The sequence below is a fragment of the Methanoregula sp. PtaB.Bin085 genome, from assembly GCF_002067035.1.
In the GTDB taxonomy this organism is placed as follows: Archaea; Halobacteriota; Methanomicrobia; order Methanomicrobiales; family Methanospirillaceae; genus Methanoregula.
Genome location: NZ_MVQB01000034.1, coordinates 62,493 through 75,905 on the forward strand (window position 1 = coordinate 62,493; position 13,413 = coordinate 75,905).

Sequence of the window (13,413 nt, forward strand, 5' to 3'; positions counted from 1 at the left end):
TGAAAATTGTGCTTTGGGGAAGCGGGCATGAATAGGCTTTTTTTACACAGGAATGATGATAATCACTTGAATTCTGTATAATTATGATGGCACCCCGCCTCAGGGCCCCTCACGGGGCACGGCGGGCCAGAGCAGGTTCCGGGAAATGCTTATTAAAAGCCGCCGCGGGAGCGCCCCCGCGGGGGCGGCGGCCGTTCATCACAACCGGGGGTATGGGGGCATCAGCCCCCATCATAAAAAAATATCCCGGAACAATTCCCAGCAGGGATTACTCAAAGAGCCGGTAGTTCGGCGCTTCGTCCGTGATGAGGATATTATGCGGGTGGCTCTCGGTCATGCCGGCATTGGTGATCCGGACAAACCGTGCATTCTTGTGCATGTCGGGGATGGTCTTCGAGCCCGTGTATCCCATCGCGGACTTCAGCCCGCCCACGAGCTGGTACACGACCTCGCCGACATGGCCCACGTACGGGGTGACCCCTTCGACCCCCTCGGGGACGAACTTCGTGCTGCCGATACCTTTCTTCTGGAAGTACCGGTCGCTGGACTGTCCTGAGCTCATGACACCGAGCGAACCCATGCCCCGGTACTGCTTGTAGCGCCGGCCCTTGATGGAAATGACCTTGCCCGGCGATTCGTCCGTGCCGGCAAACATGCTTCCCATCATGACCGTGTCGGCACCGGCAACGATTGCCTTTGCGACATCGCCGCTGAACCGGACACCCCCATCGGAGATGACGGGTACTCCTGCCGCATGGGCGATGTCTGCAACCTGCGCCACTGCGGTGATCTGGGGAACGCCGGTTCCCGCGACAATACGGGTCGTGCAGATCGAGCCCGGCCCGATGCCGACCTTGACCCCGTCCACACCGGCTCCCACGAGTGCCTCTGCAGCTTCCTTTGTTGCGATGTTACCGGCAATGACCTCGGCCTTCACGCTTCCCTTGATATCCTTGACTGCAGCAACAACCTTCATGTTGTGCCCGTGGGCTGAATCGACGACCAGGGCATCGACGCCGTGCTGGTCGAGCAGTTCGGCCCGCGTGAAATCGAAGGGGCCGACCGCGGCAGCGACCCGGAGGTTTCCTTTTGCGTCACGGGTAGCGAGCGGGTACTGCTTCTTCTCGAGGATGTCCTGCATGGTGATGATGCCGAGGAGTTTTCCCTTCTTGTTGACCACCGGCAGGCGTTCGACCTTGTTGGTGTACATGATCTCGAGCGCCTTGTCCGCAGTGATGTCCTCGTCGGTCACGATCGGCTTTTTCGTCATGATCGTGGTGATCTTCTCGTCACCCCGCTTTGAGACGATGGCCCGGACATCTCTCCTGCTGACGATACCGATGATCTTTCCCTTGTCCACGACCGGGACACCGCCGATGCTGTACTGCTGCATCAGTTTCTCGGCATCGGAGACTGTTGCACTGTCCTCCACATAGAGCACGTCGCGCTCGATCAGTTCCTCGGCATGCTTGACAAACTGGATCTCCTGCAGCTCGCGTTCGGGCGTCATGTTGCGGTGGATGACACCGATCCCGCCGTGGCGGGCAAGGGCGATTGCCATGGTCGCCTCCGTGACCGTGTCCATGGCCGCGGAGACCAGAGGGATGTTCAGCCTGATCTTTTTCGAAAAAACCGTGCGAATATCCGCTTCGGTGGGTTCCAGCCATGATGCCCGGGGTTCAAGGAGGACATCATCGAAGGTCAGTGAGAGTGGTACATCCAGTTTTTCCATGTACATGAAAATCACCTTATCATGGCGAGTGCGGTCTTGATCAGATCCTCGCGGACGGTCGCGTTGCGATCACCGCCGCAAACCATCCCCCGGACACCGATGATATCCGGGTCGATCCGTTTGAGGGCATTGATATCCTCGAACTTCAGGGCACCTGCAAGGGCAGTACCGAGCCCGAGTTTCCGATTCTTTTCCGTGAAAGAACGAAGCACATCCTCGTTCATGAACGCGAACGTGCTCTGCCGGTCCTTGATCCCGGTGTCGACCATGGCGAAGTCGGCCCCGCATTCGGCTGCAACCGGAGCCATGTCGAACGGGGAGATGGAGTGCATACGTTCGTAGTCGGAGTAGGCTGCAATGACAACGTATTTTTTCGGGAATTCGTCTTTCACGGCTTTCACGACGGCACTGATGACATCGCGTGCCTGATCCTGCCCTTCAAACGCAAGCCCGATCTTCACATAGTCGGCCCCGGCGCACGCAGCGCCGTAGGCAGCAAGGGCGGCTCCGCCCGGCTTGTAGTCAAAGTCCCCGATTGCTGCGCTCACCGGCTTTTTTGAAAATGCCTTGATCTCGCGGATGACCCAGGGAAAATTGGCACCGAGAGATCCCTCGGAGGGTTTCTTGACGTCGATGATGTCAGCGGCACCTGAGTGCCTTGCTTCGTCGATGGAGCTGGGGCTGACCAACAATTGCATAAGGTTTAATGATCTTTTATCCTAATAGTGGTTGCGTTCGCCTATGAAACTCGTCCTCGCGATGGATCTGAAAGGCGGTTTTGTTGTCCACGGCAAATCTGGGCAGCGGGAGGAGTACCGGCCGCTGGACTGGGGGTGCTCACCAACCGCGGAACCGGTTGGCTTTGTGAAAGCGATCGCGCCGAAATACCTCTACATCGCGGATCTCGACCGGATCGGCAGAACCGGATCGCACGACCGCGTCGTGAGGGAGTGCGCACGGCAGGTATCAGGCTGTTTTATTGACCGGGGCTGCCGTTCACCGGAGGATCTTCTCGACGGTTACCATATCACGAATGTCATCGGCACGGAAACCGCAGGCAGCGTTCTTTCGCTGTATGACGGCGGGTTCCTGAGCCTCGACCTGAAAGCCGGGCGGGTTATTCCGTCGGGATGTGATCCGGCCGGCATGCTCCGGCAGGCAAACAGCTGGAAATTTTCAGGGTGCATCATCCTGAATATCGCTGCCGTGGGTACCGGGCAGGGGCTGGACCGGGAAATTCTCGAATCCCTGCGTTCGTCATATCACGGGACACTCTTCTGGGGCGGGGGCGTTGCAGCGCCGGACGATCTGGCAATGCTCTGCGATGCCGGGTTTGATGGGGCGATCATTGCAACAGCACTCCACCATGGGAAGATTCCGCTGGCGTGGATTCGGAGGGGCCGGGTATGCTGATCACGCTGGAAGGGATTGACGGGAGCGGGAAGAGCACGCTCCACGAAGCGCTCAGAGATCTGCTGGTGGATCTCGATCCGGTCTTCACCCGCGAGCCCGGGGCTACGTGGGTGGGGGATCAGGTGCGCCGCGCAATAAAGGAGCAGATCGATCCTATAACCGAGGCAACGCTGTTTGTCGCAGATCATGCGGCACACCTTGCGAAGGTTGTCCGGCCGGCACTGGCCGAAGGCCGGCTTGTCATCTCCGACCGGTACAGCGACAGCCGGTTCGCGTACCAGTCCGTCACCCTGCAGGGGATTGTCCCGGACCCGGAGGGCTGGCTGCGGGCCATGCACAACGGATGGACGATCGTTCCGGACAAAACATTTCTCTGCGTGCTGCCGGTTGACGATGCCCTGACCCGGCTGAAACCCGACAGCCAGCGGGAGCATTTCGAGAAGCGGGAGACGCTCGAAAAAGTCCAGAACAATTATCTCTCGTATGCCCGCAATGAGCCGTCGCGGTTCGTGATCGTTGATGCGATGCTTCCGCAGGAGACTGTTGCGAAGTTCGTTGCGGATGCGATCCGGAACGAGTGGGTGGCCGGAAAGAATAAGCGGAAGGGGCGGAAGAAGTAAAACGGTCCGGACTTTTTTGGGACTTCCCCACCCATGATCTGATTCATCGCGGAAAAACGCTGTAAGGTACACTCTTGAATGCCGGGTACGTACTTGACTCAATAAGGGAGTACTTTACTACTTTTTTCTTTTTCAGACGTGAGCGATCCGGCTGATCGATCGGATCGCGATTGAAAAATTCCGGGCAGGGGGCAAAAGGTCGATTGAAATTTTTTTTCCGGAGATCGATTTGCGAGCGAAAATAGTTTTGAACATGGTGTTCGTGTGCTGGAAATTATAAGCCTTGTCCGGTTCAGGGCACCTCTCAGTTATTGAACTAAAAATTCAGTGGAGATTGCGAGTCTTCCCACCCCCTTCGGGGGTCGGCGCGACGCCTCGTCGGGTCGCGCCTGGGCAGATTACCGTACATGCGAATATGATACCGAATTGAGGCCGCCGCGGGAGCGCCCCCGCGGGGGCGGCGGCAGGCATCATAAATGGGGGTATGGGGGCATCAGCCCCCATCATTCTTATCCAAAAATAACCTAAAAAAAAACTGATTGCCTCACTTCTTCGCAATCGTCACGATGACATCGCCAACCGTGAGCACGTCCACCTTGGCGCCCTCTTCCATGTAGGAGAATCTGGGTGTAAAGGCATCAGCAGGGATCTCGATGTCTGCACCATTGAACTTGATCGTCTTTGGCGGCTTCTCCAGCTCGGCAGGTGACAGCGCCTTCACCGCCGCCATGAACGCCTGCGCATCCTTGCGGAATGTCTTGCCTACGACAGAGCGGTTGAACTCGATATCGGTGATGGCGCGGTCGAGCTTTGCGACATCCGTACGCCAGTGGACATCAGCATTGATGGTGCGGCCGGTATCACCTTCATCATCGACCGTGTGCGGGGCATAGATGGTGACCCTGCCGAGCGGGGCATTCAGGGCCATGTTGTTGTCATGCTTGTACTTGCGCACTTCGGCAACGACCTGCACGATCATGTTCCCTTCTTTCCGGGCTGCCTCGTCATCGTAGGTGAAGGATACCCACGGCTGCCTGTGGACGCTCCCGTTCTCCAGGTACGAGTAACATTCTTCAGCAAAGTACGGGGTGAACGGGGCGAGCATCCGGCAGAGGGCATCGAACGCCGTGTGGAGCACGAGGCACGCGCTCTTCCGGCTTGCGCCGGTCTGGTAGAGCCTGCCCTTGACCAGCTCGATGTAGTTGTCGGCAAGCACGTCCCACGCGAACTCTCGTATGGCCTTGAGCGCTGTATCGAACTGGTATTCCTCCATTGCTTTGCTGACCGTCTCAACCGTGTCCGAGAGCCGGACAAGGAGCCAGCGGTCTGCGAGGGCTGTGACCGGTGCCTTCTGGTCAACGCCCTCCTTCCCGAACTGGATGAGCGCGAACTTCGCGATGTTCCACATCTTTGTCTGGAAACGGGACGCCGCGATCACGTCGTTCCAGTTGAACATGATGTCGGAGCCGGTAGCGGCACCCATCGCGCCCCATTGCCGGAGGGCGTCGGCGCCGTACTTGGAAAGGATGTCCTCCGGGACGATGATGTTGCCGCGGCTCTTGGACATCTTGAACCCGTCCTCGCCCAGAACCATGCCGTTGACAAGAATCTCGTCCCACGGCTTCATGCCGGTCAGGGCGACCGAGCGGAGGATCGTGTAGAACGCCCAGGTCCGGATGATGTCGTGGCCCTGCGGCCGGATCTGCGCCGGGAAGTACGGCGGTTTTCCGCTCCCGTCCCAGCCGGTCACGTTCAGGACCGAGATGGAGGAGTCCATCCAGGTGTCGAGAACGTCCACCTCGCCGCTGAACGATGTACTGCCACACTTTTTGCACGGGTGCTTCGGCTGCACAAGGGTCGGGTCGACCGGGAGGTCCTTCTCGTCCGGCACAACCATCCCGCCGCACCTGGTGCAGAACCAGACCGGGATAGGGGTTGCGAAGATCCGCTGGCGTGAGATACACCAGTCCCACTCCATCATATCCACCCAGTTCTCCATCCGCCGGAGCATGTGCTCGGGATACCAGGTGATCTGGTGGGCTGCCTTCTGGATCTCTTCCGGTTTGATCTTCACGAACCACTGCCGCTCGGAGAGGATCTCGATGGGGGTCTTGCAGCGCCAGCAGGTGCCAACGCGCTGGGCGAGCTTTTCCTGTTTCCGGAGGATGTTCTGCGCCTTCATGTCGGCAAGTATCGCCTTGCGGCACTCCATCGCGTTCATGCCCTTGTATTTTCCGGCAACATCGGTCATCTTTCCCTGCCGGTCGATGGCCTTCCGGAGCGCCAGGTTGTGCTGCTTCCACCAGTGGACATCCTGCTTGTCGCCGAAGGTACAAATCATGACCGCGCCGGAGCCGAACGCGGGATCAACTGCCTCGTCCTGAACGACCGGGACATCGTGGCCGAAGAGCGGCACTTTCATGGATTTTCCTTTCAGTTTGTGGTAGCGCTCGTCTGCCGGGTGCACGGCAACGGCAACGCAGGCCGCGAGGAGTTCGGGTCTTGTGGTCGCGATCTCGACACCATCGAAGTCGAAGAAGTTGAGAGTGGTCTCGCGGTCCTCGTATGCTACTTCCGCAAACGCGATCGCCGTCTCGCAGCGGGTGCAGTAGTTGACCGGGTGCTCGCTCTGGTAGATGTAGCCGGACTTCAGCATGCGCAAAAACGAGAGCTGCGTTTTGCTGTAATAGTTCGGCATCATCGTGATGTACTCGTTGGACCAGTCCGTCGAGAACGCCATCTTCCGCAGGGTGATGCGCATGGCCTCGATGTTCTTTATCGTGAGGTCCCGGCACATCTTCCGGAACTCCTCTCTTGAGACATCGTTCTTGGTGATCTTGTTGATCTCCTCGACCTTGACCTCGGTGGGCAGCCCGTGGCAGTCCCAGCCCTGCGGGAACATCACGTTGAACCCCTTCATCCGCTTGTACCGGGCAAAGAAGTCAATATAACACCAGTTCAGCGCGTTCCCGATATGGAAGTTCCCGGTCGGGTACGGGGGCGGGGTATCGATCACGAACTGGGGTTTCTTCGAATGCTTGTCGAAATAGTTGTCCTCATCGCGCCAGGTCTTCCTCCAGCGCTCCTCGACTTCGGCGAAATCGTAGTTCTTCGGCAGTTGATCTGATGGCACCATTCGGGAGAAGGTTGGATCTGAACAGAAATATAGTGATCGTATCCCCTTCAGTCCGGATACCGTGCCGGTGCACTCCGGCCGCTATCCTGTCCCGGATTGGATAATACTTTTTTTACTCTCAAAGGCAAGTACTGACCAATGCAGCGACAGCGGGGCCTGGGCTATGCGGCAGCACTTGTCGGTGGTGCAACCCTCGCGGGCCCGTACCTCAACCCCCCGTGGCTGATGGCCCTTGTCGTCACGCTCTATGCTCTCATCCTCTGGCGGTTCTTCGATACAAAATACCTGACCTACACGTTCGTCGCCCTTTCGGCCCTGTATGGCACCGGCCTTCTGCCGTTCTTTGTCTTTGCCACGACGCTTGCGATGCTCGTCCTCGGGGAACTGGTTTTCCAGTCCGGCGCTGACGATCTCAACACCTACCTGTATTATATCATCTCGACCGCATGGGCCGGCGTTCTTGTCATGGCGTACCTGCACGAGCGGGCTATCCTCACGATCATCTTCGGGATTATCGCCGCGGTGCTTCTCAAGGTCATCCTGCTCCGGTACGAGGACTCGCTTGTCATCGAAGGGATCGGCACGGCAATGACTATGTGGCTGATCCAGGATCTGAATTACAAGGCGGATCTCCAGATGATCGTGGCGGCGGTCATCGTCGGGTTCACGTTCGGGTATTTTGCGTTCCGTGCAAAGACTGCCGACCTCTCGGGACTCTTTTCTGCAGCCCTTGTCGGAATCATACTGCTGGTCTTTGCCGCGCCGCAGGGCCCCCAGTGGTTTTTGATCATGCTGACATTCTTCATTCTGGGCTCCGCAGCAACGAAATACAAGTACGAATACAAGAAACGGATCGGCGTTGAGCAGGGAAGAGGCGGGGCGCGGGGATACCGGAATGTCTTTGCAAACGGGATCGTTGCTGCAGCGGCGGCGGTGCTGTTCGGTGTCTTCCAGAATCCTGTCTTCGTGGTCATGTATGTCGGCAGTGTGGCAAGCGCCGCAGCCGATACGCTGGCAAGCGAGATTGGCGTCACGGGCGGAACCCCCCGGCTCATCACGACATTCAGGCAGGTCCCCATCGGCACCAACGGGGGAGTGACGGTTACCGGTGAAACCGTGGCGCTGGCCGGTGGTTCTGTGGTCTCGGTTGTGGCAATGCTTCTCAACGTCATTACGTTTCCGATGATGGTAATCTGTATCATTGCGGGATTTGTGGGGACCAATGTCGACAGTCTTGTCGGAGCTACGTTTGAGAACCGGGGATTCTGGGGAAATGCCGGGACCAACCTCATGGCAACGCTGGGCGGGGGGATCTTCGCGGTTGCGCTGTATCTCGCACTGGCGGGATACGGGCTGGCGTGAAGGCGCGATCAATTTCCTGATCGGTATTATGATGATGGGAGCTTATACCCGAAGATAATCCTGCGGATTTTTATGTCGAATCCATCCTGTTGAAAGCAGGATTTCTCCAGAGCAGAAAAAATCAGTACTTGTACCAGCGCCCCTTGCTGTCGTATTCCCCGGTGGTCATCGGTCCGGCCTGCGCATCGCCGGATATTTTCCGGTAGAAACATGCCTTGTAGCTGACGAGGACGGGAAGTATGACGAGGACACCGATAAAGAGGACAACTGCCGTTATCCAGATACCGTCCGGGCCGATCATTGCGATCAGCTGCTCGGGCGTGAAGGCCTGTTTCTGCTCTTCGGTAAAGTCCATGAGCGGTTTCAGTTTGTCGAAGAGGACAGCCTCCCAGATAATCATAAGGCCGAAAATCACTCCCATGCAGTAAAGCGCGGATATGATGAAGAACCCGAGTGTCTCCAGCATGTGTTCTGATACGACCAGCATGCTTCTTTTTATGGAATCAAAGACCCTGCTATCCTCAAACACGGCTGCCGTGTCGAAGAAGAAGGTGAGCATCAGGGTCGGGAGCATGAATCCGAAGGTGAGAGACATGATAAGGCCGATGTCCGATCCAAGCCCGATGAGGGCGAAGATGATCGAACAGAGGAACATGACGAGCATGAGGATGAACCCGATGACGATCTGGGGGAGGAGGACCCGGAAATAATACTGCAGGCCGCCATCGAATTGCGCCCTCAGGGACCCGTCATTCTTCCGGATGGCTGCGAGCATCCCGGTCGTGAGGAAGAGGAGGACCAGGGAAAATATTACGATGAGGCGGCTGGCGAAGAATGCCCCGGAAGAAAATGTGGTGAGCCAGATAATTACGGCAAACGCACCCCCCGCGAGTCCAGCTATCCAGAGCAGCGGCATCCGGAAGAGGAGCCCGATCGCTTCTTTGAATTCATTCAATCCCATTTTACCGAACCCTCGGCATTGCAACGATCTCGCGAACCTGCAGGCTGAAAAAGTCCGCCGTGTGCGCCGGACGGATCACACAGACGGTATCGGCACCGCTTGCCGTTCCGCCGGCAGCAATGACTTCCTCATCGATGCTGATGACGCCCTGGTCAGCGGCAATCAGCACACACTCGACTGCGACTTTGAGGCCGATTGCAACGATGCGCCGGAGCGCTTCGGCAATCGCCTCGGTCCGGGACCCGCCCCCGACTTTTGGCGAGCGGGAGAGCGCACGCTCGAGCCCGGAGAGCGCGTGCGTGCCGGTCACGATCTTGACACCCTGTTTTTTCAGCCGGTCAGCGATCTCTGTTGAGAATTCCCACTCGCCGGGCTTGGTGAATCCCACGACATGGGTTACGATCACAAGATTGAGGCCGGAACCTTTCATCGCGTCGTGGAAGACCTCTGCCGTTTTTCCTGAGGTGCTTGCAACGATGATAGTCTTTATCTTCAGGTCCTGAGCCCGCTCAACGGCAAACTTCGCGGCATCGGCCGTATTGGCCGGGCCCGGTGTGTCGAAATACCAGATCTTCCTCTCGGTAAACGTCATAAGTACCTTTTAATAAACCGGGATGAAAAGCTTTGTCAGGTCCGGTTTTTGGACCAGTCATTTCATGTATTCATGAGGAACTGCCATGATCACCCTTGCCCTTGCAGGAAAACCCAACTGCGGGAAATCGACCTTCTTCAAGGCTGCCACGATGGCGCATGCAGAGATCGCCAACTACCCGTTCACGACCATCAACCCGAACTTCGGCGTTGCCTATGTCCGGACACCCTGTGCCTGCACCAGCCTGAAGGTGAAATGCAGGCACTGCGTTGACGGGAACCGCTTCGTTGCCGTCAACATGATCGACGTTGCCGGTCTCGTACCCGATGCCCACAAGGGTAAGGGGCTGGGGAACCAGTTCCTCGACCACCTCCGTCAGGCCAATGCCATCCTGCACATCATTGATGCGAGCGGCGGAACGGACAGCGAGGGGAATCCTGTTGGCGTGGGCAGCCATGATCCCGTGGAGGATGTGAAGTTCCTCGGCTACGAGATGACCATGTGGGTTTACGGCATCCTCGACAAGCACTGGGCAAAGCTGAACCGGCAGGCGCAGGTGAAGGGATTCTCGATCCACCAGGCAATCTCCGAGACTTTCACCGGGCTTGGCATTACGTCCGACGATGTGCGGGACGCAGAACTCAGGCTGAGACTCGAACTGGTTCACGCGAAGATGGAAGACCTTGTACCGTTCTGTGCGGAGATCGTGAAGATATCCAAACCGATGCTCATCGTTGGCAATAAGTTCGACGAGGCTCCGGAAGCCCTCCGGGCGAAGCTCGCGGAGCAGAAGGTCGCTTTCGCGAGCGCCGCATCGGAGCTGGCGCTCCGCAATGCCGCGGCAGCGCACATGATCGGGTACCTGCCCGGGGATCCTGAATTCAGGATCCTCAACGAGGGATCGCTCTCTTCGGCCCAGAAAGCCGGGCTTGTAAAGATCGCCGATGTCATGAAACAATGCAATGGCACGGGCGTTCAGCAGGCCATCAACCGTGCGGTCTTCGAACTTCTCGATATGATCGTGGTGTACCCGGTGGAGGATGAGAACCATTACTGCAACAAGCAGGGGGACGTACTGCCGGATGCGTTCCTGATGAAGAACGGCTCGACGCCCCATGACCTCGCGTTCCAGGTGCACACGGACATCGGAAAAGGATTCCTCTATGCCGTAGATGCCAGAACGAAGATGCGGATCAAGGAGAACCACGTGCTGAAGAACGGGGATATTATCAAGATCGTATCAGCTGCCAGGTAAAGGCGAGTGCGGCGGGTGAACGGCGCAGTATGACGATTGTCGTGCGATTGTCTGACAATCCAGCCGCCCTTTTTTAAAAACTTAAAATTCTGAAGGTTTTTTCGCGCAAAAAACCCGGTTTATCCGGAAAGTTTTTAAGCAGATATTGTGAACACTGGATTTACCGAAGAAGAAACGGAGGAGGTGAAGTCATGGGTGGAGAGATATACCAGGCGCAGGTGATACGGAATTTCTTTGACTGCATCACCGGCACGGACAGGAACCTGACCCGCATCTACATGTGCGTCATGAGCCTTGCCAAGCTCCGCATGGAATCCCCGGAGAAGATGGCTGCGCTCGTGGATCAGCTGCGGAAGAGCAAGGTCCAGAAGGAACTGTCCGTAGACATCCTTGACTATATGTGCGATGCTGCAAACCAGCTCGAACTGTCCCAGGTCCAGACGGCCTTTGGTGTAAAGGACATCAGGGCTGTTGCACAGGACTTTACCGGTATCAGCATGGACAGCCTGTAAAACAGAAAGAGTTTTTTTATACATTGCAGAAGCCTTGCCACGACCCGCTCGCTGGAATTGCGTGTGTGATCCCTCTCTCCGCCAGAGAGGGAGGCAGCCCAAGGGGGCAATCCCCCCCTGAACCCCCGTTATTGATTATAGTAAATGCCCGACACGGCCATGTTCCACGGGGCGAGGGCCGGCAGACCCCGGGCCCCCGTGGCTCCATCACAATCCCGCGTGAACCACGCAGTTTTTCTGCCAAGCCCTTTCTTATGGTATGATTACTCAAGGCCGAGGGCTTTTTTATAATCGGTGAGCGTCCGGACGATCAGCTTCCGGTGTTCTCCCATGGTCTCTTCATCATCGGGTGACGTAATCAGGGCAACGGCATAGGTGAGGATGAAGGCATTGTCCAGGCTGAAAGAGCCCGGATCTTCGATCCTGTCTGCCGGCAGGTTGACCGGAATATAGTTCTTTTCTGCTTCCGTGAACGCAATACCGGGGTTCGTGTTCACCAGAGAGTTGTCCCGGTCATGAGCGTTTGCGCGAAGGATCATCAGGGCTTTTTTCAGGGCTTCGTTTGCCTCCCCTCCGGGAATGAGTGCAAGCGCATTGGTGCACTCTGTGACAGCTTTTGCATAAAGGCCGTACTTGAAGGCAAGGAATGCTGATGCGATCTCGTGCGCCGTTGCCGGGGGAAAACCCGGGAACTGTGGTCGTATGCGTTCGATGTAAGCGTCCAGAAACCGTTCCATGAGAAAAACCGCTCCTCCCCGTTCTTGTCCGATGATCGTTTCTTTCTGTTTCCAGTGATCTGAAGGTATGCTCACCGGTTCTGGTACTACTTGGAACCGTTGGTTCAAGAACATATCTTTCCGCGATGCGGGCGGAAGATGATAACCCGGAGCATCATTGGTTTATATTCCATTGAACACCAATATTCTTGGTACCGGTATGGGTGCAGTAATCTTTTCTGACGTGCACGCGGATTCGGTTGCCATCGGAGCGCTGGCACGATGCATCGGGTCTGCGCAGTTCCGGGAAATTTTCGGGCCGGTCGATGTTCTTGTCAATCTCGGCGATCTTCTCCACCGGGGCGACCGGCCCCAGGAAACCCTCGAAAAGATACACACCCTTTCCCATGAATACCGGCTGATGTCAGTCCTCGGGAACCACGACCATGCGTACCTCCACGGGCTCCTGGTCAGCGGGAGCGATGCTGCAAGCACCTACCGCCACGAGCAGCTGAGGGATTCGCCGCTGCTGTCCATCTTCAACAACATGCCCATGGAATGGGTCGACCGCGGGATTCTCTTTGTCCATGGCGGGCCGCTCGAGCTCGGGACGCAGACGCTCCGGCTCAAGTGCTGGCAGCGTCTGTCGCATGAGTCCGGTGATTTTTTTACCGGGTACCATTACACAGCGGCGATGGCGTTCGAGGCGCTTGAACATCGGGGCCTGTCCCATATGTGCTGCGGGCACCAGCACGAGAATGTCTGCTGCAGGAAAACACCGGAGGGAATCGTGCAGGTCCCCCTCGAGTTCAGGCCGGTTACGGGATGGGGATCACCGGACGGGATGATGCTTGACGCTGCGGTTGTCCCGCTCGACGCCCCGACCCTCCTCCGGCTCGGCGGCTGCCACGGATCGGTGCCGGAGTTTGGTTACACGGATTATTCATCGTTCTCTTTTATCCGCATGACCTGCCGCACATGATCTGCCCGGCATTCCGGATTTGCCCGCGGTAAATGTTCCGATCTCGCTGATACAGGGCCGATTGGTTCAGTGTATATAAAGTCAGACGCGTTTTTTTGGTAAATTGACACAATATTTATATGCTGTGACCAC

At 57.2% G+C, this 13,413-nt stretch carries 12 protein-coding genes; 6 read left to right on the forward strand and 6 right to left on the reverse strand.

The features are described from left to right. Positions 1–268: 268 nt before the first annotated feature. A complete protein-coding gene (gene guaB, locus A4E33_RS08015) occupies positions 269–1,738 on the reverse strand; it encodes an IMP dehydrogenase (RefSeq protein ID WP_292347177.1) in 1,470 nt (489 codons plus the stop codon). Between the two features lie 5 nt (positions 1,739–1,743). Then, on the reverse strand, positions 1,744–2,430 hold the full coding sequence (locus A4E33_RS08020; protein ID WP_292347178.1) for a (5-formylfuran-3-yl)methyl phosphate synthase: 687 nt from the start codon (positions 2,428–2,430) through the stop codon (positions 1,744–1,746). 43 nt (positions 2,431–2,473) lie between these two features. On the opposite strand from A4E33_RS08020, the gene A4E33_RS08025 reads away from it, so the two are divergent. Both A4E33_RS08025 and tmk read left to right on the forward strand, forming a co-directional pair. After that, a complete protein-coding gene (locus tag A4E33_RS08025) occupies positions 2,474–3,145 on the forward strand; it encodes a HisA/HisF-related TIM barrel protein (RefSeq protein WP_292347179.1) in 672 nt (223 codons plus the stop codon). Further along, entirely contained in the window at positions 3,139–3,765 is a 627-nt protein-coding gene (gene tmk, locus A4E33_RS08030) for a dTMP kinase (protein WP_292347180.1), read from the forward strand. Before A4E33_RS08025 ends, tmk begins: the two co-directional genes overlap by 7 nt. A 544-nt stretch (positions 3,766–4,309) precedes the next feature. On the opposite strand, the gene A4E33_RS08035 is transcribed toward tmk, so the two are convergent. Next, complete coding sequence (locus A4E33_RS08035) at positions 4,310–6,901, reverse strand: valine--tRNA ligase (RefSeq protein ID WP_292347181.1); 2,592 nt, start codon at positions 6,899–6,901, stop codon at positions 4,310–4,312. 138 nt (positions 6,902–7,039) lie between these two features. On the opposite strand from A4E33_RS08035, the gene A4E33_RS08040 reads away from it, so the two are divergent. Further along, entirely contained in the window at positions 7,040–8,263 is a 1,224-nt protein-coding gene (locus A4E33_RS08040) for a TIGR00297 family protein (protein WP_292347182.1), read from the forward strand. A gap of 121 nt (positions 8,264–8,384) precedes the next feature. Here A4E33_RS08040 and A4E33_RS08045 read toward each other — a convergent pair whose 3' ends face one another. Both A4E33_RS08045 and A4E33_RS08050 read right to left on the reverse strand, forming a co-directional pair. Beyond that, positions 8,385–9,224, reverse strand: a complete 840-nt coding sequence (locus A4E33_RS08045) for a hypothetical protein (protein WP_292347183.1) — start codon at positions 9,222–9,224, stop codon at positions 8,385–8,387. 1 nt (position 9,225) lies between these two features. Further along, the gene (locus A4E33_RS08050; protein WP_292347184.1) at positions 9,226–9,816 is read right to left on the reverse strand and encodes a pyruvate kinase alpha/beta domain-containing protein; all 591 of its coding nucleotides are present in this window, start codon (positions 9,814–9,816) and stop codon (positions 9,226–9,228) included. Positions 9,817–9,901: 85 nt separating this feature from the next. Here A4E33_RS08050 and A4E33_RS08055 point away from each other — a divergent pair, with 85 nt between their 5' ends. Together A4E33_RS08055 and A4E33_RS08060 are read left to right on the forward strand one after the other, a co-directional pair. Beyond that, positions 9,902–11,071 (forward strand): redox-regulated ATPase YchF, encoded by a 1,170-nt coding sequence (locus A4E33_RS08055; RefSeq protein WP_292347185.1) that lies wholly within the window; start codon positions 9,902–9,904, stop codon positions 11,069–11,071. A 191-nt stretch (positions 11,072–11,262) separates the two neighbouring features. After that, positions 11,263–11,583 (forward strand): hypothetical protein, encoded by a 321-nt coding sequence (locus A4E33_RS08060; RefSeq protein ID WP_292347186.1) that lies wholly within the window; start codon positions 11,263–11,265, stop codon positions 11,581–11,583. Positions 11,584–11,846: 263 nt separating this feature from the next. On the opposite strand, the gene A4E33_RS08065 is transcribed toward A4E33_RS08060, so the two are convergent. Then, entirely contained in the window at positions 11,847–12,320 is a 474-nt protein-coding gene (locus tag A4E33_RS08065) for a hypothetical protein (protein ID WP_292347187.1), read from the reverse strand. 199 nt (positions 12,321–12,519) lie between these two features. Here A4E33_RS08065 and A4E33_RS08070 point away from each other — a divergent pair, with 199 nt between their 5' ends. Then, positions 12,520–13,281 carry a metallophosphoesterase gene (locus tag A4E33_RS08070; protein ID WP_292347188.1) on the forward strand — a complete coding sequence of 254 codons (762 nt, stop codon included), beginning with the start codon at positions 12,520–12,522 and terminating at the stop codon, positions 13,279–13,281. Positions 13,282–13,413 lie beyond the last annotated feature (132 nt).